This window comes from Bacillus sp. AFS029533, from assembly GCF_002585125.1.
GTDB classification, from domain to species: domain Bacteria; phylum Bacillota; class Bacilli; order Bacillales; family Bacillaceae_G; genus Gottfriedia; species Gottfriedia luciferensis_B.
This window is the reverse complement of record NZ_NUQC01000021.1, coordinates 152635-177432: the sequence shown is the minus strand read 5'-3', so window position 1 is coordinate 177432 and position 24798 is coordinate 152635. Positions and strand designations below refer to the sequence as shown.

Here is a 24798-nt window from a genome sequence, read left to right as displayed (position 1 = left end):
ACAAATTATTCACAGACAATTGTATTTTCGTTTACTATAATTGGGTGTAACTTATAGAGATGTTAAGTCCTTTTTTGAAAGCATCTTTATATGAAAAATTTTTGTAAGGGGTTTTGATTAAATGAAAGTTTCAAAAATTGTAGCAATTGGCGTAGTAAGTTTTTCAACACTTGTAGGAGCGGCAAATACATCTTTTGCAGCTGTTACGTCTCAAGCAAATTCAAAAGCAGCTATTAATTTTACAGAAGGGTCTGGTCCAGTAACACCAGTAGATCCAACCGACCCATCAACTCCATTAGAGCCAATTGGTCCTACTGATCCAACAGATCCACCTACAGGTGAAACAGGTCCGCTAACTTTGGATTTTGTTTCTTCAGTTCAATTTGGTTCGAAAGAAGTTTCAACTAGTGAACAGGTTTATTCTTCTACATCTAAAAAGCCTTTTATTCAAGTTTCTGATCGAAGAGGTACTGGTGCAGGGTGGAAAGTGACAGCAAAAGCTAGTAAGTTTACAAACGGTACAACTGAAACACTTCCTGGAGCGGTTCTTACTTTTAAAAATGGTTCAGTTGTAACACCAGGTAGTGGAACACCCCCAACGCCTGCTCAAACGATTACACTAATTACAGATGGATTAACTGAATCTTCAGTTGTTACAGCTGAACCTGGTACGGGACTTGGTACTTGGTTAACAAGATGGTTAGGCCCAAATCCTGATGTTAATGATGGTGCAGTAAATAATAATGTAACATTACAAATTCCTGGTGGTTCTGCAACAATAGGAAATCATGAAGCTGTTGTTACTTGGACACTAGTCGATGCACCAGGTGTATAATTGAATCTACATATAAAAGCTTAATCGATATTTATTAGCCTGATAGGTACTTTCTATTAGGCTTTTATATTTTTTCGATTAAAAATTCTGTATAATTTAAACTGTCGTTAAGAACATCTTAGAAACTAAAGGTGGAGATTTAATTGGAATCGTATTCTAAATTAGCAAGTAGATCAAGTAGGTTATTAGCAATATTGGTTGATGGATTTATAAGTTTTCTTTTTATTTTCGTCATTTCGATAATTACTGGAATGACAAAGTTTTCAGCATTTTTTAATCCTAATAAAGTAGACAAATTTGATATTGGATCTTCCCTACTATCCATTATTAGTATCATTATAGTTTTTATTCTGATCCCTACATTTGTTTGGAAAGGACAAACAATCGGAAAGCGTTGGTTAAATATTGCAATCGTTAAGATTGATGGTCAAGAAGTAAATTTAAAGACGATGATTATTAGAGAAATTTTTTTCCTTTTAGGATACATAAAAATACCATACTTTTCATTAGTTATAGGTTGTGTTGCATTTATTGATCCGTTTTTCATTTTTTCTTCTGATCGAAGAACATTACATGATTTAATTGCAAAAACAAAAGTAATTGATGTTTAAAATAAAAAGAAAGCTCATTATGTTATCTCTTTACAGGATGTTGAAATATAAAATGGTCAATAGGGAAAACGGATATAAAATGAACATTTATAATGATGAAATTATCATTCTTTGGATAATCTTTTATGGTTTTATATATTAATATGTTTAAACAATTTATTATGCCAATAACACTAGAACTAGTTTTTTTCAGAAGATAAAAAATTATGAGCTAATTTTACAAATTCAATTGATTAATTTAGTTTAATTAATGTTGAATTCAATTGACCTACAAACTATCTATAAACAACTGTTAGATTACTCTAAGTAAAGGCTATTTGATTAGGATTTATGGCAGACTTTTTTTGATGAATAAGTTGATTGGAACGAAAGGGTGCTCGACTCCTANNCAAGGTTGTTTTTCAACAACATGTAAAAAGAAAGCTCAGTGAGCTTTCTTTTTATTTTAATATTTTCATTTGGCTTATATGAGCACGAGTTTCTTCAGTACCTAATTCATAAATCATTGCATAGGCTTGTTTTAAAAAATAGTCATATCCATCATTGTTTTCTTGGCTCCAATTTGTGATAGGAATGATGAAAGCAGTTTGAATACCTGCTGCTTCATCATAACTGTCAATCTGATGGAAAATTCTTTCGAGTCTATGTTTTTCATCGATTGTAGCATCGATTTCCAACTCATAAGGTGCGTCCCCCTGATTTGGAACAATTGTTTTTGCTTGAACGGACACATAATATCTCCTTTTTTCCATATAAATCTCCCTTTTACGTATTTTTGGTTATCGTTTTTATTATCCTCACCGACCAGTGCTTTATTCAAAATTAATAATCAGTTCAATTAGAACTTAAAAAGGAATTACATAAATAATATTGAAATATAAATTTGGTATTAAGATAATTTAGGTATAGATGAGGGGGGATTTTATGAAGGGACTATATCGAGACTTTTTTCTTCATTTCGATATTATTGTAATGGGGGTACTTTTTTTAGTTGGAATTATTTATAGTATAGGATTTCATTTTTCGTGGCTTACTGTCTTAATTTTTATGATAGGATTAATCTTTTTTATGTTTAGTGAGTACGTAACACATCGTTTCATTTTTCACATAAAGGCACCAAAAAATAAACTATTACTTAAATTTATGAAAAGAATTCATTACGATCATCATACGTATCCAGATGATTTGAAATTGTTATTTTTACCGATATGGTATAGCATTCCGAATTTAGGATCACTTTGTATAATTTATTTTTTGATATCGAAAGATCTAATTCAAACAATCGCATTTGGTTCAGGTTTAGTTTTTATGTTACTCGTGTACGAATGGAAACATTATGTAGCTCACAGGCCAATTAAACCTATAACGAAAGTAGGACGACAGATTAAAAAGCTACATATCCTGCATCATTTCAAAAATGAAAACTTTTGGTATGGTGTATCGACACCTATTTTTGATGGGATTTTTGGTACATTAAAGGATGAGAAGGAAGTAGTAACAAGTAATACCGCGAAAGCCTTAGAAGAAAGAATGTAAACTGCAAGGGAAAAAGGTATCTTGGAGGAAAAATGATTTACTTTTTATCATTTTTAAATGGTAGTTGTTGCTGCATTATTGCCGGTTGTACGTTTTATATTATTAAAATAATGAAAGAAAATGCCTAGTGTTTACACTAGGTTTTTTTGTCGGTTTAAAGCTTCTTTTATTATGAAACAACCTCTATTTTATGAACTTTTCCTAATAAATTAATATTTTATAAAAATTGAAAAAAGGGTAAATATTTGATTGGTGTGCTTACTATACTGAGAATAAGGGGGGGATGATTGTGTCATTAGATCAAACTCATTTAGAAAATGTTTATAGACAGATCAGAAGAGAGAAATTCGAATGCCTAAACTAAATTACAAAAAAATTATGCTTTTAGGATTTGGATTTTTTGCAATCAGTCTTACTTGGTCGGTCTATAATGCTTTTATGCCAAAACTTTTAAGCGATTATTTAAAGTCATCTGCTTTAATCGGATTTATTATGACGTTTGATAATTATTTTGCACTATTTTTACAACCTGCCGTAGGAATGTATAGTGATCGTTTAGATACACGATTTGGTAGAAGAATGCCATTTTTAATGGTCGGTATGCCACTTGCAGCACTATTTACCTTTTTAATTCCAGTGCATAAAACACTTTTTATGTTGATCTTTTTTATTGTGTTTATGAATTTAAGTATGAGTATTTTTCGTTCTCCGGTAATAGCACTTATGCCTGATTTAACAAGAGTTGAACAAAGAAGCAAGGCGAATAGTGTCATTAATTTTATGGGTGGAATTGGTGCTTTAATTGCGTTCTTTGTAGGTTCAATTTTGTGGGATCTAAATAAAGGATTTCCTTTTTACTTGGCAGGATTTTTAATGTTATTTAGCTTTCTAATTCTTTTTTTCTTTATTAGAGAAAAAAGAGATGTCCTATATTATGAACAGGCTGAAGAAAAGGTAAAATTAAGAGAAGGTTTTCGTTCAGCAATTCAAAATAAAAGTGCATTATTTCTATTATTAGCAATTCTGAGTTGGTTCACGGGATTTAATGGAATTGAAACTTTTTTTACACGTTATGGGGAAGTTTATTTAGGAGTAAAAGTTAGTGCAGCGGCGTTTTCATTTGCTTTCATATCATTAGCATTTTTAATCTTTGCCATTCCTGCCGGGTTTATAGGAACAAAAATTGGTAAGAAACGAAGCATATTAATTGGTATATTTGGAATTATCATTGGTTTTGTTGTTTTATTTTTCTTAAAGGATTTATTATTCATCCGAATAGTCTTTTTGATTATGGGATGTTTATGGGCATTAGTAAATATTAATTCTTATCCTTTCTTAGCCGAGATGGCACCGATTGGATTTATTGGAACATATACAGGTTTATATTATTTGTTTTCATCAATTGCTAATATTATATCACCACCATTATTAGGTGCAATTATGGATTTTATTGGATACAAGTTCATGTTCTTGTATGGTTGTTTCTTTATTACAATTTCATTCTTTATGATGCTTAAAGTAAAAGATATTCATAAAACAGTTGAAAAAAATTCAAATGCATCTATATAAATTTGATGCTTTGAATTTTTTTGGCTGAGTTTTTTAAATTTTAAGCTCAGGTTTCACATAATTAAAATGAAAAAACAAATAATAATCAATGCTGATATTTCAGTGTCTTTAAAAGAGTATTTTTGAAAAAAACATTAGTTAGGAGCACTACAAAATGACAACTAATATCAATAAATTGATTGATCATACAGTTTTAAAACCTGAAACAACTAAATCTCAAATTGAAAAATTATGTCAAGAAGCAAAAGAACATAATTTTGCTTCGGTTTGTGTGAATCCAACTTGGGTCAGTCATTGTGCAAATTTGTTAAAGGGCTCTGAAGTTTTAGTTTGTACTGTAATTGGGTTTCCTTTAGGTGCCAATACAAAAGAAACAAAAGCGTTTGAAACGAAGAATGCAATTGAAAATGGAGCCGGAGAAGTCGATATGGTGATTAATATCGGAGCTTTAAAAGATCAGGATTATGACACTGTTGAACAAGATATAGCAGCAGTTGTTAATGCAGCAAAAGGTAAAGCATTAGTAAAAGTAATTATTGAAACAAGTCTTTTAACGAATGAAGAAAAAGAAATGGCTTCTAAGCTTTCTGTAAAAGCTGGAGCAGATTTCGTTAAAACATCTACAGGATTTTCAACTGGTGGTGCAACTGTAGAGGATGTAGCATTAATGAGAAAAACAGTTGGACCTGATATTGGAGTTAAAGCATCTGGCGGCGTACGTGATCTAGCAAGTGTAAATGAAATGGTTAAAGCCGGAGCAACTCGAATAGGCACAAGTAATGGAATCACAATTGTCCAAGGAAACGTAGCAACAGAAGGCTATTGATTCCTTTTAATGGCAAAGGGTGTTAAGTTTCAAACTTGACATTTACCTGTTGACCTATCAATAGTTTATGTATTATAATCGTAAAAGACATGTGGAAAAGTGTTTCTTTTTTACAGTGTTTTATTGATTGTAAGTGGTAGCTTGGAGGGAGGGAAAAGTAAGATGTCTAAAACAGTCGTTCGTAAAAACGAATCTTTAGAAGATGCTCTTCGTCGTTTTAAACGTTCAGTTTCTAAAACTGGTACGCTACAAGAAGCAAGAAAACGCGAATTTTATGAAAAGCCAAGTGTAAAACGTAAGAAAAAATCAGAGGCAGCGAGAAAACGTAAATTCTAAGAGAGGGTGTTACTATGAGTCTTCTCGAACGTTTGAATTCAGATATGAAACAAGCGATGAAGGAAAAAAACAAAGACAAGTTAGCAGTTATTCGAATGGTGAAAGCGTCATTACAAAATGAAGTAATTAGCTTAGGGAATAATGTGACATTGTCAGCTGATCAAGAGTTAACAATTTTAACTCGTGAAGTGAAACAACGTAAAGACTCCCTCCTGGAATTCGAAAAAGCTGGTCGTCAAGACCTTGTGGATAAATTAAAGCAAGAGTTACTGATTCTAAAAGAATACTTGCCTCAACAATTATCTGAAGAGGAACTTCTTGAAATTGTACGTGTTACAATTTCAGAAGTCGGTGCTACATCAAAAGCTGACATGGGGAAAGTAATGAGTGCAGTTATGCCTAAAGTAAAAGGACAAGCTGATGGCTCTTCTGTGAATAAAGCTGTAGCAAGTCTGTTAAAATAAACGTCTATTTATAGACGTTTATTTTTTTTGAGTACTGCAGTACTTCGGAAGTACAATTAAAATGTTCAAAAGTGCAAATAAATTTCACCAGCTGCAATTAAAATCTTCGAAAGTGCAAATAAAATTTCCGAAACAGCAATTAAAATCATCGAAAGTGCAAATAAAAATTCAAAAACTGCAATTAACTTCTTCAAAATGATGCTTCAGTCCATTAAATCACATAAATCTGCTTAAATTTTCACGAAAACAATACGGTTCACTAAAAAATAACCTAATTTCTTATAAAACCGCTAATTAGTTCTTTATCCACAATCCCACAGCTTCACCTTCTTTAGTCAAGGTGTAAACTTTATCTTTTAATTAAGCTCCATATCCAGTTTGGTTGTAAATTTCTTCCTTCTTTTTAAAATCTGTATAATTCCAATTTACAGAAAAATCCCATCTAAAGAGTCAATGAAAAAATTATTAATATTTTAGTCAATATTTAACTAAGTTTGTGATTTATATCACATATAAAATTAAAGTTATTCGGTATGATGAATTCAGATAAACAATGCATTTGTTTAACATCTACTGGTAAGGGAGAGATGAATAATGACACCGTTCGGGGATTTACACAATGATCTTGGTGGAATAGCATTTGCTTTAGGTTGGTTAATAATTGTCGTACCATTTGCATTTACATTAATCTATATTACAAGAGAGATGGCAATTGGTGACGAAGAAAGACTAGAAGAAGAGATCAAGCAAGGGGTTCATGACTATGCTAGATCAAATAAAAAACTAGTCAAAACAGAAACAAATCATTCACCACAAATGGAAACAACTATGGCTAAAAGGCCGATATTTATTAAGTTGGTAGTTTTGATCGTAAGTGTACTCATCACTTATGTTACAGTCAAAGGGATATACGGTGATGGGAAAAGTGATCTAACTTCAATTGGTCTTGTAGTAATGTGGAGTCTTTTCTTTCTCACACAAGGGGTACTTTGGTGGGTTGCTACTTCACAAGGAAAACAAGATGTTTATCAAGATGTTACAATCCAAAGAAGAATGTAAAAACGCAAATAAATTTAAACCGAGAATAGTTATTTGTTCTCGGTTTTTTACTATGTGCCATAACTGAAAATTAATTATAAGTGGGCTCATTATAGAGACATTCGAACCCTAAATTCATTGATTGATCTTCCGTACAACACAGACGTCAGTACCCATAAAACCCAGCTTCCTCTTCATCATTTAAAAATCAATAACCCATACCTTTATAAAATCCAACTATACATCTTAAATTTCCTTTACCTTTTACTTTTTATATCATACCTTCTCAAAATTCATCATAAATATGATATGAAAGGGGGAGGAGTCTATCTTGAAAAGATTAGCGCATAATTTAAAAACATGGATGTCAAGTAAGATGGACTTACCACCAGATGTACTATTGGAATTACCACGTATTACGATGTTAGGTCAACTACATATTTATATTGAAAACCATAGAGGCTTACTTGTGTATTCGGACAATGAATTGCGTTTGTTAATGAAGCAAGGGCAGTTGTTGATTAAGGGGAAAGATTTTATTTTGAAGACGATGTTACCTGAGGAGATTTTGTTGGAAGGCGAAATTGAGCATGTGTATTTTATTAATGAATAGCATCTAGAACTTACACCATGATCAGTCTAATGAACATGGGGGATTAGGATGAAAAACCAATGGACTTCAAAACTTACGGGGATGGTTCAAGTAAAAGTGATTGGGCTTGGACCAGAACGTTTTTTAAATGAATGTATGCGAAAGGGGATTCCACTTCGTGATGTGAAGAAAAGTGGAACAAATTCAATCACGTTTACAATTGAGTTGAAAGATTATAAACGGATCAAGAATATTCCTCGCAAAAAAGAATATAAGGTTTATTTTATTGGCAGGAAAGGGCTGCCTTTTGAAGTTAAACGAGCATGGAAGTATTTTGGATTTGTTGTAGGGGTTGTTGGCTTTTTAGTTGTATTATTTTTACTTTCAAATATGGTTTGGCGAATAGATATAAAGGGTGCTTCACCTGAAGTGGAATATAAACTCCGGAAAGATTTAACTGCGATGGGTGTTAAGACTGGAGCTTCTCAATTTACTTTACCTAGAATGCAAACAATCCAGAAAAAGCTCCAAGATGATAATCCGACATTAACCTGGATTGGTGTACAATTAAATGGGACTACCTTTCATTTTGAGGTAGTTGAAAAGCATATACCTAAGCCTGAGAAGGCGTTAAGTCCACGTCATATTATTGCAAGTGAAGAAGCTGTCATTTCAAGTATGTTTGTTGAAAAAGGGAAACCTCTTGTCGTAAAGAATGACTTTGTGAAAAAAGGTCAAATATTAGTATCTGGAATAATCGGAACAGAAGAACATCCTATTTTAGTTCCCGCAGTGGGCAAAATCATGGGGGAAGTTTGGAGAGAGGAAATTATTAGTGTTCCTTTAGATACTCCGTTTACGGTGCTTACAGGAGAGAGAAAAACTAGTTATTATATTGGAACTAAGGAAAATAAAATAAAATTTTGGGGTTTTGATAAGAATAAATATAAGTCTTTTGAAGATGAAAATAGTTCGTATCAATTTAAATTTTTAAAATGGAAATTGCCGATTTTTTTCAGTAAAAAGACTACTCTGGAAAGTGAAAAATATGTAAGAACATACTCTAAAGTGCAGGCTGCTCAACTTGGAAAACAAATTGGTAAGAAGGAATTAATGAAAAAGTTAAGTCCGGATGCCAAAATTTTACAAGAAAAAGTTTTGCACGAGTCAATAGACAATGGTAAAGTTAATTTAAGAATGTATTATAAAGTTTTAGAAGATATCACAAAAACGAAAACTATTGTTCAAGGGGACTGAGTAATGCCAGAACAACTACTAACGATTAATCAACAACTAGAGGATCCAAACGAAGCAATTGCCTTATTTGGTACAAACGATAAGCATCTAGAAATAATTGAAAATTTGCTTGATGTTAAGATTGTGTCACGTGGTCAATCTGTACAAGTTTCAGGTACGAATGAAGATGTGAAAACTGTTGAGCAAATCATTCAAGCTCTTTTAGAGGTTATTCGAAATGGAGTGAGTATTACATCGAGGGATGTTACATACTCAATTCAGATGGCTAAAGAAGGAAGGCTGTCATCATTTGCTAGGTTGTATGACGAAGAAATTATTAAGAATTCAAAAGGTAAACCAATTCGAGTTAAAACTTTTGGACAAAGACATTATCTTCGTGCAATTAAATCAAATGATTTAGTATTTGGAATTGGACCTGCTGGTACAGGTAAAACATATCTTGCAGTTGTCATGGCTGTTCAAGCATTAAAAAATAATAAAGTAAGTAAAATTATTTTAACAAGACCTGCTGTGGAAGCTGGAGAAAGTTTAGGATTTTTACCAGGAGATTTAAAGGAAAAGGTTGACCCATATTTAAGACCATTGTACGATGCCTTGCACGATGTTTTAGGACAAGAGCATACTGTACGTTTAATTGAAAGAGGAACAATCGAAATTGCTCCTTTGGCTTACATGAGGGGACGTACGTTAGAAGATGCCTTTGTCATTTTGGATGAAGCTCAAAATACGACAATGGCTCAAATGAAGATGTTTTTGACCCGTTTAGGATTTGGCTCTAAAATGGTTATAACAGGAGACCCTTCACAGGTTGATTTACCTAAAGGAGTAAAGTCTGGTTTAATATCAGCTCAAAATACACTTAAAGGTGTTGAGGGTATTGGTATGACAATCTTGGAACAAACTGACGTAGTTCGTCACCCACTAGTACAAAAGATTATTCAAGCTTATGATTTAGCAAAAGAATGATTCGTAGTGACCCTACATTGATAGGGTCATTTCGTATTTTTATGATGAGGTGCATTTCTAGAAAGGGGAAACAATGAATAGTTTGCAAGCTTTAATTCAGCGTTTTAAGAATCAAACTCTTGTCATATTACTATGTACTGTTGCATTCAGCTTATTAAGTTTTCTTCTTTTAGTTAGTCATGTTAGACCGGTAAAATACGACATTCAGCTATTATCAATTGCTGATGATAATATTTATTCACCTATCACGATTGAGGACAAAGGAGCTACGGCTAAAAAGCGACTTGAGGCTGCAGCAAGAGTTGAGGATGTATATAAATATGAGGAAAGTTATACACAAAAACGGATCGACATAGTAAATTCAATTTTTGATATTGTTACAGAAGTGAAAAATGAAAATGCAAAAAGTGATAATCCGACAGGACAAGCATTAATTGATAAAGAAACAAGTGATGTTAAGAAAAAACTGCCTGACGATATTCGTAAAAACTTAGAAGATAGTGTATTTAGCACTTTAGTTAGATCGTCAGAAGAACAGTTAAATATTACGAAAGCTTCGTTAAATACGGCGATTAACAATGTAATGTCTGAGGAAATCACGACGAACCAAATCGAAGAATCTCGTGGGAAGCTACGAAACGAATTATCATATGTAAGCGTTAATCCTTCACTAAAGGATGCGATGATCTCAATTGGTGAATTTGCGATTGTGCCAAACTACTTTTTTGATGCAGAGGAGACAAAAGAGAGAAAACGTCTAGAAAGTGAAAGTGTAGATAGTGTTTATATTTTACAAGGACAAGTCTTAGTAAAAGCTGGAGAGACAATTACAAAGGAAAAATATGATCAATTAAAATTAGTTGGCTTAATAAAAAACAAACAGTCGATTCAACCGTATATTGGATTAATTCTATTAATTGGAGTATTGGCGTACTTCGTATTGAAGCAAACGGCTTCATTGAAAGAAAAAGGGAATATATACATCGTTACATACTATAGCATTGTAATTTTTACAATCTTAATTTTGAAAATTGTAAGCTTGTTTCAAAAAGTTGAGTTTTCTGGCCTTGTATATGTAGCTCCAGTTGCGATTGGAACTTTATTGATAAAGTTTTTATTAGGTAATCGATATTTAATGGTTTCTTCTATTATTTTCTCTATTTGCGGTAGTTTAATGTTTAACGAAGATGTAAATGGCGCAATTAATTACTCGACTGGAATTTATATTTTATTTAGTTCAATCGCCGTTTTATTTTTAAATGAGGTCAAGAATAAGCGTTCAATGATTCTCCATGCAGGATTTTTAATTTCGCTTGTTAATATTGCTACTCTGTTTTCTTTGATTTTAATACGAAATGGACAATATTCATCAGTGGAAATTGGGATTTATTTATTAATGGGACTTACTTCCGGAGTTTTATCAAGTGTCATTACGATGGGGATTTTACCTTTTGTAGAAGATTCGTTTGGAATGGTATCCTCATTTAAACTTGTTGAGTTAGGTAGTCCAAATCATCCTTTATTAAGAAAAATATTATTAGAGGCTCCTGGTACATACCATCATAGTATAATGGTTGCAAATTTAGCTGAAGGTGCTTGTGAAGCGATTGGTGCAAATGGTTTGTTAGCTAGGGTAGGAGCATATTATCATGATATTGGTAAAACGAATAATCCAGGATTCTTTATTGAAAATCAAATGGGTGGTCATAATCCTCATGATCGTATTAAACCGATTCAAAGTAAAGATATCATTTTAAGGCATGTAAGTGATGGTGTAAAAATACTAAAAAAATATAATTTGCCAAAAGATATAATTGATATTGCAGCGGAGCATCATGGTACAACTTTATTAAAGTATTTTTATTATAAGGAAAAAGAGACGAATCCTGATGTTAAAGAAAGTGATTTTAGATATCCAGGTCCAAAAGCTCATTCAAAGGAATCGGCAGTTGTAGGAATTGCTGATAGTGTTGAAGCAGCAGTTCGTTCGTTAAAGGACCCTGATATGGAAAAAATCGAGGTATTAGTTTCTTCCATTATGCATGATCGTTTGAATGATGGTCAGTTTGCAATGTGTGAATTAAATTTAAAAGAATTACACATTGTTGAGAAATCATTGTGTGAGACTTTAAAAGGAACTTTCCATTCAAGAATACAGTATCCAGATGAAAGATAAGGTGAGAAAATGGTTCAACTAGAAATTGATTTTATAGATGAAACAAATGAAGTGACTAATGATCAACAATCTGATATAAAGGGTTTACTAGAGTGCGCACTTGAATATGAGGGTGTAACGGGTGAGGTTGAAATAGCAGTTTCATTTGTAGATGATGAAAGAATTCATGAAATTAATAAGGAGTATCGAGAGAAAGACCGTGCTACTGATGTTATTTCATTTCCAATGGAAGAATTAGGAGAAGGAGAAATTGAAATCATTGGAGTGGACTTACCACGTACTTTAGGTGATATTGTCATTTCGATTCCTACTACTAAAAGACAGGCTGAAGAGTATGGTCATTCGTTCCGCCGTGAATTAGGTTTTTTAGCAGTTCACGGATGTTTACATTTACTTGGTTATGATCATATGAATGAAGCTGATGAAAAAGTGATGTTTACAAAACAAAAGGAAATATTAGAAAAATATGGCCTTGAAAGACTCTAAAAAAAGGGCGCCATTATTTAATTCTTTTGGTTTTGCATTTAGTGGTATTTTTAAAGTCATTAAAGATGAAAGAAATATAAAAATCCACTTATTTGCAGCGCTTATTTCAATCGGCCTTGCGTTTTATTTACATATTAGTCGAATAGATTGGTTAATCCTTCTGCTTATTATTACAATTGTCATTTCGCTAGAGCTAGTTAATTCTTCAATTGAAGCAGTTGTAGATTTAGCATCACCTAATAAACATCCTTTAGCAAAAAAAGCGAAGGATGTAGCAGCTGGGGCGGTGTTAGTCGCTGCAATCGTTTCAATCATTATAGGTGCTTTGCTATTTTTTCCGTATTTTACTATACTACGTTAATAAGACCCCACTTTCGTGTTCGGGCTTATAATAGGAGGCTACATAAATGGATAAACAACAACTTATAAATGAAGCGATAAAAGCCAGAGTAAACGCATATGTACCATACTCGAAATTTCAAGTTGGTGCAGCATTACTTACGAAGGATGGTCAAGTTATTCGTGGTTGTAATATAGAAAATGCATCATATGGTCTAACGAATTGTGCAGAACGTACTGCATTATTCAAAGCTTATTCAGAAGGCATTACGGAGTTTACAGCAGTAGCAGTAGTCGCTGATACCGAGGGACCTGTTGCTCCTTGTGGGGCATGCCGTCAAGTTTTATTTGAACTTAGTGGTCCAGATACAATCGTATATTTAGCAAACTTAAATGGAGCAATCCAAGAAACATCAGTAAAAGAATTATTGCCAGGAGCATTTACATCGGAGGATTTGAATGAATAAAGAAAGTTATAAATCAGGTTTTGTCTCAATTATAGGTAGACCAAATGTAGGGAAAAGTACATTCCTAAATCGAGTAATAGGTCAAAAAATAGCTATAATGAGTGATAAGCCTCAAACTACTCGTAATAAAATTCAAGGCGTTTTTACAGAAGATGATGCACAAATTGTCTTTATCGATACGCCAGGAATCCATAAACCAAAACACAAACTTGGTGATTTTATGGTAAAGGTAGCTCAAGACTCAATTAAGGATGTTGACGCTACGTTATTTATGGTAAATGCCAATGAAGGATTTGGTCGTGGAGATGAATTCATTATTGAGAAGCTGCAAGGAAGTCGTAGTCCAGTTATTTTAGTTATTAATAAAATTGATACAATTCATCCTGATCAGTTATTTGATTTAATCAATAAATACAAAGATTTATACCAATTTGCTGAAATTGTTCCGATCTCAGCATTACAAGGGAATAATGTCGATCGTTTATTAAAAGTTATTAAAACTTATTTACCAGAGGGTCCGCAATATTATCCTGCAAATCAAGTAACAGATCATCCTGAAAGATTTATCATTTCAGAATTAATAAGAGAAAAAGTATTGCATTTGACTAGAGAAGAGGTTCCACATTCAATTGCTGTTATTATTGAGCAAATTGAAAGAAGACCAGAAGGAAATGCGATCTACGTGAATGCAACAATTGTCGTTGAAAGGTCTTCTCAAAAAGGAATCATTATCGGTAAGCAAGGTAGCATGTTAAAAGAGGTTGGCAAGCGTGCTCGTTTAGATATAGAAAACTTGCTTGATACAAAAGTATTTTTAGAGTTATGGGTTAAGGTTCAAAAAGATTGGCGTAACCGTATGTCTCAATTAAGAGATTTAGGATTCCGTGAGGATGAGTATTAATAGGCAAAAATCAAGGAATTTGAGCTTAGTATCAGGGGTCCAGTAAAATTACCACTTGTTCAAAAAGGCCCAACATATTTTTCTTGGTTTTGCAAGCTTTTTATTTGTTATTTTAATAAATTTTATACACATGAAAATCGGGAGAGAAGGTCACATTATAAGTAAGCAGGGAAAGTAATTGGCTATAGGTAATGAGCAATGAGTTGTAGCTATTCTTGAAAGGTGGTTTCTCAATGTTGAATTTTACCTGGGATGTCTTTTCTAAAACTGGAAATGTTGAGACATATTTATTGTTTAAGCAGCTTGAACAGGAACATGTGGATCAGAAAAGTTACATTGATGAAGAAATAGCTGATATTGATTCCCTACATACTTAACCTTCATCCAATTGGATGGTGAGTTAATTGTTACAGCGTGTAGAAGGAATTGTATTACGGGCAAACGCTTATGGAGAATCAAATGTTATTATTACTCTCTTAACAAGAGAATTAGGTAAGATAGGAGTTGTGGCAAGAGGAGCAAAGAAGACAAATAGTCGACTTGCTTCTGTTACACAACTCTTTACATATGGGTCGTTTTTAATTCAAAAAGGATCTGGCTTAGGTACTTTAAGTCAAGGAGAACTGATTGATTCATTTCGTGAATTAAGAAGTGACTTAGTTGCAACTGCGTATGCTTCGATTGTTGTAGAGCTTACTGATAAAGCGGTTGAAGAGAAAAAAAATAATCCGTATTTATTTGAATTAGTCCTTCAATTACTTCAGCACATGAATGAAGGTGCAGACGCTGAAGTTTTGACTTATTTATTTATGACGAAAATGATACCTGTATTAGGATATCATCCATTTTTTGATCAATGTGTGAATTGTAGATGCAGTGCAAATGAAAATATATTTGTAGCCTTTTCAGTTAAAGAAGGTGGGTTTTTATGTCAGCGTTGTAAACACACTGATCCATATGCTTTTTCTGTTACTGAAAAATCGGTTAAGTTAATGAGGTTATTTTATCATTTTGATGTAAATCGACTTGGGAAAATTGAGGTTAGTGAAGCGACAAAGAAGAACTTACAACAAATTTTATTTTCTTATTATGATGAATATAGTGGAATCTATTTAAAGTCCCGCAAATTTTTAGAGCAATTAAAAAATATGGATAATTTTCTGAAAACTAATAAAAATTCAGAAACCTAAGGAAGGAAATAGGCTACCTATTTCCTTCTTTCTTTTTTAAATTGTAAAAATAGTATATAATATTTATTAGAGAGTATAACATATTGGATAGTTAGGGGTGAGGGAAATCGAACTGACAAAGCGACAAACTCAAATACTTGAAATTGTAAAAAATAATGGACCAATTACAGGTGAACATATAGCTGATAAGCTAGCACTTACAAGAGCTACGCTTCGCCCGGATTTAGCTATTCTTACAATGACTGGTTTTTTAGAGGCAAGACCACGAGTAGGATATTATTACACAGGAAGAACAAGCGGTGCACAAGTCATTGACAGAATAAAAAAATTGACTGTAAAGGAATTTCAGGCGATTCCTGTTGTAGTAGATCGAAGTTCATCAGTGTATGATGCAATTGTTACAATGTTTCTTGAAGATGTAGGAACGTTATTTGTTGTTGATCAAAATTCGATTTTAACAGGAGTACTTTCGAGAAAAGATTTACTCCGTGCAAGCATAGGAAATAAAGATTTGCATACATTACCCGTAGATATTATCATGACAAGGATGCCAAACATTACAATTTGCTATAAAGATGATACAATTTATAATGTAGCTAAGAGTTTAATTGAAAAACAAATTGATGCTGTCCCTGTTGTTCGTGAAAGTGAGCATGGACTTGAGGTAATTGGTCGATTTACAAAAACAAATTTTACTCGTGCGATTGTAGACTTAATGAACAATGATATGTTTTAGTAAAGTTAAGAGGTGAACATATGGGCAATTCAATCGTTTATGTTGTATCAGATTCTGTTGGTGAAACAGCAGAGCATGTCGTAAAGGCGGCTATTAGTCAATTTCATGAAAAATTCGAGATTAGACGTGTACCATACGTTGAAGATAATGCAACATTAATTGAAATAGTTCAAGTAGCAAAAGAAAATAATGGTATTATTGTATTTACATTAGTAAAACCTGATATGAGAAAGAAATTATTAGAAGAATCGCAAAGTGCTGGTGTAATCGTTTATGACTTAATCGGTCCATTAATCGACAAAATTTCAACGATTCATAAACTTGAACCTAGAAATGAACCTGGTGTTGTTCGCAAACTAGATGAAGATTATTTCCAACGTATAGAAGCAATTGAATTTGCGGTTAAATATGATGATGGAAGAGACCCAAGAGGTATTGAAAAAGCTGATATAGTCTTAATCGGTGTATCAAGAACATCAAAGACTCCTTTATCACAATATCTTGCTCATAAAGGATTTAAAGTTGCCAATGTGCCTTTAGTTCCAGAAGTTGATCCACCAGAACAACTACTTAAAGTTCCAAAAGAAAAGTGTATTGGACTAATGATTTCTCCAGAAAAGTTAAATCATATTCGAAAAGAAAGATTAATTTCATTAGGACTTCACGACGGAGCTAGTTATGCTAATATTTCAAGAATTGAAGAAGAACTAAAACACTTCAATAATGTTGTTAAACAAATTGGCTGTAAAGTTGTAGATGTTTCAAGTAAGGCAGTTGAAGAATCCGCTAATGTAATATTAAATTACTATTACCAAAATAAGCAGATTAGATAATTTTTTAAAATTAAAAATGATGATCGATCTATTTAGACTGACACATTAGAGTAATCTAATGTGTTTTCATCTTTTTTAAATAGGAATTTAGCTAAATTAGGAGCGTTTGTAAAAGATAAATTTCTTTAGTACTTATTGCTAGATTTCTTAATTAAAATAGATTATAATAAAAAATTGTATGAAATGAACTAATAATAGGTTTAACTTTTTATACTTACGAATAAACTATGAATATGTGCTTCCTAGTTTATTGAAAGATGGAAATAAAACTACATAAATCGATACATGTTTTGAAGGAATTACAAAAGACGTGTAGAAATTAATCATAAGCGATAAATAAATGGGTTTTAAGAAAACCAGAACCAGCAGTTGAATGCAATGCTTATGAACTACTGTTTAGCACTTCATTTTAGATAATTATTAATTCATATATGACTTTATAAAGTGAATTAACTTAAGTTAAAATATATGGAAATATTTTTGTCGAATCATGAAGGAATACAGTGAGTTTTATCGAATAAAATAGTATATGGAGCTGTCAGTATGGGAAACAGAATTCCCGATGAACTTGTCGAACAGGTTCGTCAGTCAGTTGACATAGTTGATGTAGTAAGTGAGTATGTTCCTCTGAAAAAACAAGGAAGAAATTATTTTGGACTTTGTCCTTTTCATGGAGAAAGCACACCATCTTTTTCTGTGTCTCCTGAAAAACAAATTTTTCATTGTTTTGGATGCGGTGCTGGAGGAAATGCGATTTCTTTCATTATGCAGCTTGAAGGACTTAACTTTCAAGAGTCTGTCCATCAGCTTGCAATAAAGACAAATATCACTTTACCTTCAGATACAGTTGACACAGTCAAGAATCCACAAGCTACTGAACAAGGCATTATGCTTGAAGCTCATGAGTTTGTCAAAAAGTACTATCATCATCTATTAGTTAACACAACAGAAGGTAAACAGGCATTAGAATACCTACTTAACAGAGGAATTTCTAAAGAGGAAATAAAGCATTTTGAGCTTGGAGTTGCTTTAGATTCTTGGGATGCTGTTACTAAGGTGTTAGAAAAACGTGGCTATCCAATGCCGATCATGGAGAAAGCTGGTCTAGTTGTTCGAAGTGAACGGGATGGTAATTACTATGATCGATTTCGAAATCGATTAATTTTTCCAATTCATAATCATCAAGGAAAAATTGTTGCATTCAGTGGAAGAATAATGGGTGAAGGGTCACCAAAATATTTAAATAGTCCTGAATCTTCAATTTTCCATAAAGGAAAATTATTATATCAATTTTACCAAGCAAAGAATGTCATGCGAAAGCAAAATCGGGCAATCTTGATGGAAGGTTTTGCAGATGTCATTTCTGCGTTTAGAGCTGGTGTCCATGATGCAGTTGCAACCATGGGAACTTCATTAACAGAGGATCAAGCGAAAGTCTTGAAAACATCTGTTGATCAAATTATTATTTGCTATGATTCAGATCAAGCTGGTATTAACGCAACTGATAAAGCAGCTAAAGTTCTTCAAAAAGAAGGATTTACAATTAAAGTTGCACAAATGCCTGATGGCTTAGATCCTGATGAATATATAAGAAAATTTGGTCCAGAAAAATTTAATACCTCTATTATTGAAGCTAGTGTATCATTAATGAGTTTTAAAATGCAATATCATCGAAAAGGAAAAAATCTTTTAGATGAAACTGTTAAATTTCAGTATATAAAAGAAATGCTACAAGAAATTGCTAAACTAAGTCAACTGATCGAACAAGATTATTACTTAAACCAACTCTCTAAAGAGTTTTCTATCTCGATTGAAGTACTTAAGAAGGAATTTGGACAATATAGTAATCAGGCAAATCGTATATCTAATGTAACAGAAGTAAAAACTGATATCAAACGCGATATTACTACTAAGACACTTCTTCCTGCACATGTTCGAGCGGAACAATTACTTTTAGCTCATATGTTAAATAGCAGCGACGTGGCTGAAAAAGTAAGACAGCAATATCAGGGTCTATTCTACAATAATGATTATTCCGAGATTATAATCCATCTTTATGCTTATTATGAAGAGGGCAATGAGTCTAATATAAGTAAATTTATGAATTACCTTCCTTCAAAAAGGTTACTTGAAGTAGTTTCAAAAATTGTCAATTTACAGATAGCACCTGAACTAACAGAGCGAGAGTTAAAGGATTATTTAGATGCATTAAACAACTATGATAAACAACAACGTATACGTGAAAAAGAAATAGATCTGAAAAAAGCCGAACGTGAAGGAGATTTTGTAAAAGCTGCAACGATTCTCCAACAAATCACACAGCTAAGATCTAGTATGAAATATGTTAAATGATTCGCGAACTTTTCGAAGGAGGGGAACAGATGGCTGATAAATCGGCTCGTTCTAAAGATACGGAAACAGAAGTAACACTTGATCAAGTAAAAGCATTATTAATTGAAAATGGTAAAAAACGTGGTGTAATTACATATGAAGAAATTGCAGATCGTTTAAATGGATTTGAAATTGATTCAGATCAACTTGAAGAATTTTATGAGCAACTAGGTGAACAAGGTATTGATATTGTTGGTGACGCTGATGATGAACCTAGAGGAACTCAATTAGAGAAGGAAGAAGAATTTGACTTAAATGATTTAAGTGTTCCTCCTGGAGTAAAAATTAATGACCCAGTACGTATGTACCTTAAAGAAATTGGCCGAGTTGATTTACTTTCTGGACAAGATGAAATCAATTTAGCGAAACGTATTGAAGAAGGCGATGAAGAAGCGAAACGACGCCTAGCGGAAGCGAACTTACGATTAGTAGTAAGTATTGCAAAACGTTATGTAGGACGCGGTATGCTGTTCCTAGACCTTATTCAAGAAGGTAATATGGGATTAATTAAAGCCGTTGAAAAGTTTGACTATCGTAAAGGTTATAAATTTAGTACATATGCTACTTGGTGGATTCGTCAAGCGATTACTCGTGCAATTGCTGACCAAGCAAGAACGATCCGTATTCCAGTTCATATGGTGGAAACAATTAACAAATTAATTCGTGTTCAACGTCAATTGCTTCAAGATTTAGGTCGCGAGCCATCTCCTGAAGAAATTGGAGAAGAAATGGATTTACCACCAGAAAAAGTTAGAGAAATCCTTAAAATTGCTCAAGAACCAGTTTCATTAGAAACACCAATTGGTGAAGAAGATGATTCACACTTAGGTGATTTCATTGAAGATTCTGAAGCAACTTCACCAGCTGAGCATGCAGCTTATGAAATGCTAAAAGAGCAATTAGAAGATGTTCTTGATACATTAACAGATCGTGAAGAAAATGTTTTACGCCTGCGTTTTGGTTTAGATGATGGACGCACTCGTACTTTAGAAGAAGTTGGTAAAGTATTTGGAGTTACACGTGAGCGTATTCGCCAAATTGAAGCAAAAGCTCTTCGTAAATTACGTCATCCAAGCCGCAGCAAACGTCTGAAAGATTTCTTAGAATAGGATGTTTTAAAAAAGTTTATCCTTTATTGGGTAAACTTTTTTATTTTCATTTAAAAAATTAAAAATGAAAACGTTTTAATTAGTAAATATGTCATGATAAAAATTTTGTCAAAATATATCGAATGTCCGTACTAAATAGATAAATGTAGTGCTATGCTACATACTAAGTATTACGAAAACGGGTGATCTTTTAATAATTTATTCTAAAGATGAATCAAAGGATAATTTAAGTAAAAATGGTTATTATAAATTATTATGGAGACGCTAGTCGGAATTCCATCATTTTAAACAATTGGATACCTATTTACTTTATTTTACAGAATTGTCTTTAAATTTGCAAATACTCATTTTCTTTACTTTTTTAATAATTTTTATAATTAGTTCAATACTACTAAATATAAAATAAATGGTTTGAAGACATATTACCTATATCGTAATAGCAATTATTTATTAGCGTTTTTAATAGAATAAGTTAAATTTTTTGCTTAAGCATTATTGTGTAAATAATTAAGATCAAAGTAAAAGTTTAATGGGTGACGATGGTTTTAAATGGTTTCTTAAAAAAACTTACTTATTTCATTTATCAAGAGGTGAGTTTATACAAATATAATTTGCAAATATGCTATACAGAATTTAATTCTTTATAGTAGGAAGGTTTATATAATTTTGAAATCGTTTAACAATTTTTAAATTTATCCAATATAATACTTTTTTTATTGTTTTTAATCGTATACAATAATAATGTTATAGTAATTAATTTTATTTTTTTAAGGGGTTACATAAGGGGGATCATAATGAAACGAAATCCATTAATTCCTTTTGCTCTAATTGCAGCACTAGGAATCGCAGTCATGCTAATTATTTCATTAAAAGGAGCAAAACAGGCTGATGAGATTGCTAACGGTGATAAAAAACCGGCGCAAACAGCATCAACTAAGCCAGATGAAATATATGCTCAAACATGTGTTAGCTGTCATGGTGATCAATTACAAGGGGTAGTAGGACCAAACTTAACTAAAGTAGGTTCTAGATACTCAGAAGATCAAATCAAAGACATTCTTAAAAACGGTAAAGAAGGCGGAATGCCAGCTGGTTTACTTCAAGGACCACAATTGGATGCTGTTGCTAAATGGTTATCTGAGAAAAAATAAGCAAGCATATAAAATGACCTCTTCGTTAAGAAGAGGTCATTTTGGTTTCTTGACTACTATAGTGTAAAATGATGTTATGAAAAATAAATTGAAATGGTGATTTTGTTATGAATGAAGTAAATTTATCAAAGCGTTTAAAAAGAGTATTTGATTACATACCAGAGGGCACGAAATTAGCTGATATTGGGTCAGATCATGCTTATTTACCTTGTTATGCAGTTTTAAATAAAAGATGTACCTCAGCAATTGTAGGGGAAATTACAGAGGGTCCATATAATTCAGCACGTTCTACGATCCGTCAAAGTGGTTTAGAAGGAATCGTAGAAGCGAGAATGGGAGACGGGCTAGAGGTTTTAGTGCCAAACGAAGTGGATGTCATAACAATAGCTGGAATGGGTGGTTCTTTAATTTCTAGCATATTAGAAAAAGGCAAAGAAAAACTTCAAGGTGTTGAAACGTTAGTATTGCAACCAAATATTGGTGCACATCATATTAGAAATTGGCTTGATTATGAAGGATATTCTCTTGTGGAAGAAGATATATTAGAAGAGGATGGAAAAATCTATGAAATACTAGTAGCTTCTAAATCAAATCCGAATAGTGCATACAGTGAAAAGAAAGAGATGGAGCTATTTATAGGTCCTTACTTATTAAAAAACAAAAATGATGCATTTAAGAAGAAATGGGAGCATGAAAAAAATAATTTTGAAAGAATCTTAACTCAACTTGAGTCAGCAAAACAAACAGAGGAATCGGTTCAGAAAATGAAAGAAGTTGATCAGAAACTTGAGTGGATAAAAGAGGTGCTTTCATGAAATCGATAAATGGTTTTCAAGTAGTACAGCAATTCGAAGAACTATTCCCTAAGCATTTAGCTGAGGAAGGTGATCCAAATGGCCTTCAAATAGGTACATTATCAAAACAAGTGACAAAGGTATTAATTGCATTAGATGTCACAAAAGAGGTGGTAGAAGAGGCAATTTCAGTTGGTGCAAACCTAATTATTGCTCACCACCCTATTATTTATCGTCCTTTAAAAAAGATTGATACAGACAGTGAACCGGGTAAAATTGTGGAGCTTTGTATTAAACATGATATAGCTGTTTTTGCAGCACATACAAATGTTGATATTGCAGAAAACGGTGTGAGTGATTTTTTAGCTGAAGCTTTACAATTAGAAAATACGAATGTTCTCGCTCCTACATATGTAGAAAAATTAATAAAGTTAGTTGTATATGTACCGAAAACACATGCTAAAATTGTTTTAAATGCAATTTGTGATGCTGGAGCGGGTCATATTGGTCAATACAGCCATTGTACCTTTAGTTCGAATGGAACAGGGACATTTATGCCGTTAGAGGGAACAACACCATTTATCGGGCAACAGGGTCAATTAGAAGAAGTTGATGAGGTAAAGCTCGAAACAGTTGTTCCACAATTAAAATTAAAACAAGTTCTTAAAGTGATGCAAAAGGCTCATCCTTATGAAGAAGTAGCATATGATACATACACATTAGAAAATGAAGGCAAAACATTCGGGATTGGGAGAATTGGAAGCCTTAAAGAAGAAATTTCATTAGAAGAATTTGCGCATTATGTGAAAGAAAAATTAGATTTACAAGGTGTAAGAGTGGTTGGGAACTTAAGCGATCGAGTAAAAAAGGTTGCAATTGTAGGTGGAGACGGAAATAAGTTTGCCTATCATGCAAAAAGAAATGGCGCAGATGTTTATTTAAGTGGTGATATCTATTACCACGTAGCACAGGATTGGAAAATGCTAAATTTAAATATAGTTGATGCAGGTCATAATATCGAAAAAGTAATGAAATCAGGTGTTAAACGTCTTTTAGATCATAAATTAAAAGAAAAAAACCTGGCTTGCGAAATTATCGCTTCAACGATCCATACTGATCCATTTACTTTTATTTAAACGTTTTTTGCGAATTAAAAAATAGGACTTCCGGGTTAAAAATCCAGAAGTCCTATTTTTTAGTCTTTAATTCTAACTTTAGGTAATATTTTACTTAATTCTACTCCTGATTTTGTATTCCAAGTGCTTTCATCGTTTGGATCATACTTCTCTAAAAATGCGATAACTTCACGAGTGATCGGTGTTGGAGTAGAAGCCCCAGACGTAACTGCTACAGTCTCAACGCCCTCTAACCATTTTAACTGAAGTTCAGTAATATCTGAAATACGAAATGCCTTTGTTCCTGCAATTTCATGCGAAACTTGTGCAAGTCTATTTGAGTTATTACTCATTGGGTCACCTACAACAATTGTTAGATCTGCTTGGCCTGCTTGATCAGCAATTGCTTCTTGACGAACTTGAGTTGCCATACAAATTTCTTTATGAACATGAGCAGTCGGATACTTTTTAATTGCGTATTGAATTAAATCTACTACGTCCCATTGGCTCATAGTTGTTTGGTTTGTAATGATAATTTTATCAGTTGGGATATCTAAAGCATCGATATCAGATTTATTTTGAATTAAGTGAACAATAGAAGGTGCGATTCCAACTGCGCCCTCTGGTTCCGGATGTCCTTTTTTCCCAATATAAATAAAGTGATAGCCTTCAGCCATTCGTTCTTTAATTAGATCATGTGTTTTCGTTACATCTGGACAAGTCGCATCGATCGTCGTTAGCCCTTTTTTAATTGCTTTTGATTTTACTTCTGGAGAAACTCCGTGAGCCGTAAAAATAACAGTCCCTTTTTCAATTTTATCTAAGATATCTAATCTGCTTGGACCATCTAAAGTAATGATGCCTTCTTCTTCAAATGCGTCTGTAACATGTTTATTATGAACAATCATACCAAGTATGTAAATTGGCCTTGGTAGTGATGGATCTTTAGCTGCATTTCTAGCAATGACCATTGCATCTACAACTCCGTAGCAATAGCCTCGTGGGGTAACTTTAATAACTTTCATGGAGTAGCCCCTCCTTTATAATATTGTTTTCATTTTTTATTATAAAGGAGGGAGA

At 32.8% G+C, this 24798-nt stretch carries 28 protein-coding genes; 25 read left to right on the top strand and 3 right to left on the bottom strand.

What is annotated here, in order from left to right; genetic code table 11:
• Nucleotides 1–121: 121 nt before the first annotated feature.
• The gene (locus tag COE53_RS11935) at nt 122–835 is read left to right on the top strand and encodes a WxL domain-containing protein (protein WP_098948075.1); all 714 of its coding nucleotides are present in this window, start codon (nt 122–124) and stop codon (nt 833–835) included.
• A gap of 143 nt (nt 836–978) precedes the next feature.
• Entirely contained in the window at nt 979–1446 is a 468-nt protein-coding gene (locus tag COE53_RS11930) for an RDD family protein (RefSeq protein WP_098948074.1), read from the top strand.
• Between the two features lie 440 nt (nt 1447–1886).
• On the opposite strand, the gene COE53_RS11925 is transcribed toward COE53_RS11930, so the two are convergent.
• On the bottom strand, nt 1887–2198 hold the full coding sequence (locus COE53_RS11925) for a hypothetical protein (protein WP_025568175.1): 312 nt from the start codon (nt 2196–2198) through the stop codon (nt 1887–1889).
• 172 nt (nt 2199–2370) lie between these two features.
• On the opposite strand from COE53_RS11925, the gene COE53_RS11920 reads away from it, so the two are divergent.
• The 5 genes from COE53_RS11920 to COE53_RS11900 all read left to right on the top strand — a co-directional run bounded on the left by COE53_RS11920 (nt 2371) and on the right by COE53_RS11900 (nt 6177).
• Nucleotides 2371–2982: a sterol desaturase family protein gene (locus COE53_RS11920; RefSeq protein WP_098948073.1), complete on the top strand. Its 612-nt coding sequence runs from the start codon at nt 2371–2373 to the stop codon at nt 2980–2982.
• Between the two features lie 351 nt (nt 2983–3333).
• On the top strand, nt 3334–4551 hold the full coding sequence (locus COE53_RS11915) for an MFS transporter (protein ID WP_025569240.1): 1218 nt from the start codon (nt 3334–3336) through the stop codon (nt 4549–4551).
• 154 nt (nt 4552–4705) lie between these two features.
• Nucleotides 4706–5377, top strand: coding sequence for a deoxyribose-phosphate aldolase (gene deoC / locus COE53_RS11910; protein WP_025569238.1), 672 nt, complete (start codon nt 4706–4708; stop codon nt 5375–5377).
• A gap of 162 nt (nt 5378–5539) precedes the next feature.
• Nucleotides 5540–5713: a 30S ribosomal protein S21 gene (gene rpsU, locus COE53_RS11905; RefSeq protein ID WP_003152957.1), complete on the top strand. Its 174-nt coding sequence runs from the start codon at nt 5540–5542 to the stop codon at nt 5711–5713.
• A gap of 14 nt (nt 5714–5727) precedes the next feature.
• A complete protein-coding gene (locus COE53_RS11900) occupies nt 5728–6177 on the top strand; it encodes a GatB/YqeY domain-containing protein (protein ID WP_069034181.1) in 450 nt (149 codons plus the stop codon).
• A 65-nt stretch (nt 6178–6242) separates the two neighbouring features.
• Here COE53_RS11900 and COE53_RS24345 read toward each other — a convergent pair whose 3' ends face one another.
• Nucleotides 6243–6371, bottom strand: a complete 129-nt coding sequence (locus COE53_RS24345) for a hypothetical protein (protein ID WP_286162567.1) — start codon at nt 6369–6371, stop codon at nt 6243–6245.
• Between the two features lie 400 nt (nt 6372–6771).
• Here COE53_RS24345 and COE53_RS11895 point away from each other — a divergent pair, with 400 nt between their 5' ends.
• From COE53_RS11895 to COE53_RS11810, 18 genes are all read left to right on the top strand, one after another.
• Nucleotides 6772–7236: a hypothetical protein gene (locus tag COE53_RS11895; protein ID WP_098948072.1), complete on the top strand. Its 465-nt coding sequence runs from the start codon at nt 6772–6774 to the stop codon at nt 7234–7236.
• Between the two features lie 343 nt (nt 7237–7579).
• Entirely contained in the window at nt 7580–7828 is a 249-nt protein-coding gene (gene yqfC / locus COE53_RS11890) for a sporulation protein YqfC (RefSeq protein WP_091022830.1), read from the top strand.
• Nucleotides 7829–7876: 48 nt separating this feature from the next.
• The gene (gene yqfD / locus COE53_RS11885) at nt 7877–9064 is read left to right on the top strand and encodes a sporulation protein YqfD (protein ID WP_091022349.1); all 1188 of its coding nucleotides are present in this window, start codon (nt 7877–7879) and stop codon (nt 9062–9064) included.
• Nucleotides 9065–9067: 3 nt separating this feature from the next.
• A complete protein-coding gene (locus tag COE53_RS11880) occupies nt 9068–10030 on the top strand; it encodes a PhoH family protein (protein ID WP_098948071.1) in 963 nt (320 codons plus the stop codon).
• Between the two features lie 73 nt (nt 10031–10103).
• Entirely contained in the window at nt 10104–12206 is a 2103-nt protein-coding gene (locus COE53_RS11875) for an HD family phosphohydrolase (protein WP_069034176.1), read from the top strand.
• A gap of 9 nt (nt 12207–12215) precedes the next feature.
• A complete protein-coding gene (ybeY, locus tag COE53_RS11870) occupies nt 12216–12692 on the top strand; it encodes an rRNA maturation RNase YbeY (RefSeq protein ID WP_098948070.1) in 477 nt (158 codons plus the stop codon).
• Entirely contained in the window at nt 12673–13053 is a 381-nt protein-coding gene (locus tag COE53_RS11865; protein WP_069034175.1) for a diacylglycerol kinase family protein, read from the top strand. The genes ybeY and COE53_RS11865 overlap by 20 nt, the downstream gene beginning before the upstream one ends.
• Before the next feature lie 46 nt (nt 13054–13099).
• A complete protein-coding gene (locus COE53_RS11860) occupies nt 13100–13498 on the top strand; it encodes a cytidine deaminase (protein ID WP_025671606.1) in 399 nt (132 codons plus the stop codon).
• Entirely contained in the window at nt 13491–14399 is a 909-nt protein-coding gene (gene era / locus COE53_RS11855) for a GTPase Era (protein WP_069034174.1), read from the top strand. The genes COE53_RS11860 and era overlap by 8 nt, the downstream gene beginning before the upstream one ends.
• Nucleotides 14400–14632: 233 nt before the next feature.
• Nucleotides 14633–14776 carry a YqzL family protein gene (locus tag COE53_RS11850; RefSeq protein ID WP_069034173.1) on the top strand — a complete coding sequence of 48 codons (144 nt, stop codon included), beginning with the start codon at nt 14633–14635 and terminating at the stop codon, nt 14774–14776.
• A gap of 27 nt (nt 14777–14803) precedes the next feature.
• On the top strand, nt 14804–15589 hold the full coding sequence (gene recO, locus COE53_RS11845) for a DNA repair protein RecO (RefSeq protein ID WP_097974253.1): 786 nt from the start codon (nt 14804–14806) through the stop codon (nt 15587–15589).
• 97 nt (nt 15590–15686) lie between these two features.
• A complete protein-coding gene (gene ccpN, locus COE53_RS11840; RefSeq protein ID WP_069034171.1) occupies nt 15687–16325 on the top strand; it encodes a transcriptional regulator CcpN in 639 nt (212 codons plus the stop codon).
• Between the two features lie 20 nt (nt 16326–16345).
• Nucleotides 16346–17158, top strand: coding sequence for a pyruvate, water dikinase regulatory protein (locus tag COE53_RS11835; protein WP_069034170.1), 813 nt, complete (start codon nt 16346–16348; stop codon nt 17156–17158).
• 543 nt (nt 17159–17701) lie between these two features.
• Nucleotides 17702–19510: a DNA primase gene (gene dnaG / locus COE53_RS11830; protein WP_098948069.1), complete on the top strand. Its 1809-nt coding sequence runs from the start codon at nt 17702–17704 to the stop codon at nt 19508–19510.
• Nucleotides 19511–19539: 29 nt separating this feature from the next.
• Nucleotides 19540–20658, top strand: coding sequence for an RNA polymerase sigma factor RpoD (rpoD, locus tag COE53_RS11825; protein ID WP_069034168.1), 1119 nt, complete (start codon nt 19540–19542; stop codon nt 20656–20658).
• A 794-nt stretch (nt 20659–21452) separates the two neighbouring features.
• Nucleotides 21453–21809 (top strand): cytochrome c550, encoded by a 357-nt coding sequence (cccA, locus tag COE53_RS11820; protein WP_056474948.1) that lies wholly within the window; start codon nt 21453–21455, stop codon nt 21807–21809.
• Between the two features lie 107 nt (nt 21810–21916).
• The gene (locus COE53_RS11815; protein ID WP_069034167.1) at nt 21917–22624 is read left to right on the top strand and encodes a tRNA (adenine(22)-N(1))-methyltransferase; all 708 of its coding nucleotides are present in this window, start codon (nt 21917–21919) and stop codon (nt 22622–22624) included.
• Entirely contained in the window at nt 22621–23739 is a 1119-nt protein-coding gene (locus tag COE53_RS11810) for a Nif3-like dinuclear metal center hexameric protein (RefSeq protein ID WP_098948068.1), read from the top strand. Before COE53_RS11815 ends, COE53_RS11810 begins: the two co-directional genes overlap by 4 nt.
• 59 nt (nt 23740–23798) lie before the next feature.
• On the opposite strand, the gene COE53_RS11805 is transcribed toward COE53_RS11810, so the two are convergent.
• Nucleotides 23799–24743 carry a 4-hydroxy-3-methylbut-2-enyl diphosphate reductase gene (locus tag COE53_RS11805; RefSeq protein ID WP_098948067.1) on the bottom strand — a complete coding sequence of 315 codons (945 nt, stop codon included), beginning with the start codon at nt 24741–24743 and terminating at the stop codon, nt 23799–23801.
• Nucleotides 24744–24798: the final 55 nt, after the last annotated feature.

What these genes read in the sequence shown, in the direction of transcription:
- COE53_RS11895 (WP_098948072.1), top strand. Translation starts at nt 6,772, where the DNA reads ATGACACCGTTCGGGGATTTACACAATGATCTTGGTGGAATAGCATTT.
- COE53_RS11815 (WP_069034167.1), top strand. Translation starts at nt 21,917, where the DNA reads ATGAATGAAGTAAATTTATCAAAGCGTTTAAAAAGAGTATTTGATTAC.
- COE53_RS11920 (WP_098948073.1), top strand. Translation starts at nt 2,371, where the DNA reads ATGAAGGGACTATATCGAGACTTTTTTCTTCATTTCGATATTATTGTA.
- COE53_RS11875 (WP_069034176.1), top strand. Translation starts at nt 10,104, where the DNA reads ATGAATAGTTTGCAAGCTTTAATTCAGCGTTTTAAGAATCAAACTCTT.
- dnaG (WP_098948069.1), top strand. Translation starts at nt 17,702, where the DNA reads ATGGGAAACAGAATTCCCGATGAACTTGTCGAACAGGTTCGTCAGTCA.
- COE53_RS11810 (WP_098948068.1), top strand. Translation starts at nt 22,621, where the DNA reads ATGAAATCGATAAATGGTTTTCAAGTAGTACAGCAATTCGAAGAACTA.
- COE53_RS11880 (WP_098948071.1), top strand. Translation starts at nt 9,068, where the DNA reads ATGCCAGAACAACTACTAACGATTAATCAACAACTAGAGGATCCAAAC.
- COE53_RS11915 (WP_025569240.1), top strand. Translation starts at nt 3,334, where the DNA reads ATGCCTAAACTAAATTACAAAAAAATTATGCTTTTAGGATTTGGATTT.
- COE53_RS11925 (WP_025568175.1), bottom strand. Translation starts at nt 2,198, where the DNA reads ATGGAAAAAAGGAGATATTATGTGTCCGTTCAAGCAAAAACAATTGTT.
- COE53_RS11935 (WP_098948075.1), top strand. Translation starts at nt 122, where the DNA reads ATGAAAGTTTCAAAAATTGTAGCAATTGGCGTAGTAAGTTTTTCAACA.
- yqfC (WP_091022830.1), top strand. Translation starts at nt 7,580, where the DNA reads ATGTCAAGTAAGATGGACTTACCACCAGATGTACTATTGGAATTACCA.
- COE53_RS11805 (WP_098948067.1), bottom strand. Translation starts at nt 24,743, where the DNA reads ATGAAAGTTATTAAAGTTACCCCACGAGGCTATTGCTACGGAGTTGTA.
- era (WP_069034174.1), top strand. Translation starts at nt 13,491, where the DNA reads ATGAATAAAGAAAGTTATAAATCAGGTTTTGTCTCAATTATAGGTAGA.
- COE53_RS11860 (WP_025671606.1), top strand. Translation starts at nt 13,100, where the DNA reads ATGGATAAACAACAACTTATAAATGAAGCGATAAAAGCCAGAGTAAAC.
- rpoD (WP_069034168.1), top strand. Translation starts at nt 19,540, where the DNA reads ATGGCTGATAAATCGGCTCGTTCTAAAGATACGGAAACAGAAGTAACA.
- rpsU (WP_003152957.1), top strand. Translation starts at nt 5,540, where the DNA reads ATGTCTAAAACAGTCGTTCGTAAAAACGAATCTTTAGAAGATGCTCTT.
- cccA (WP_056474948.1), top strand. Translation starts at nt 21,453, where the DNA reads ATGAAACGAAATCCATTAATTCCTTTTGCTCTAATTGCAGCACTAGGA.
- COE53_RS11865 (WP_069034175.1), top strand. Translation starts at nt 12,673, where the DNA reads ATGGCCTTGAAAGACTCTAAAAAAAGGGCGCCATTATTTAATTCTTTT.
- ybeY (WP_098948070.1), top strand. Translation starts at nt 12,216, where the DNA reads ATGGTTCAACTAGAAATTGATTTTATAGATGAAACAAATGAAGTGACT.
- COE53_RS11900 (WP_069034181.1), top strand. Translation starts at nt 5,728, where the DNA reads ATGAGTCTTCTCGAACGTTTGAATTCAGATATGAAACAAGCGATGAAG.
- COE53_RS11835 (WP_069034170.1), top strand. Translation starts at nt 16,346, where the DNA reads ATGGGCAATTCAATCGTTTATGTTGTATCAGATTCTGTTGGTGAAACA.
- deoC (WP_025569238.1), top strand. Translation starts at nt 4,706, where the DNA reads ATGACAACTAATATCAATAAATTGATTGATCATACAGTTTTAAAACCT.
- yqfD (WP_091022349.1), top strand. Translation starts at nt 7,877, where the DNA reads ATGAAAAACCAATGGACTTCAAAACTTACGGGGATGGTTCAAGTAAAA.
- COE53_RS11850 (WP_069034173.1), top strand. Translation starts at nt 14,633, where the DNA reads ATGTTGAATTTTACCTGGGATGTCTTTTCTAAAACTGGAAATGTTGAG.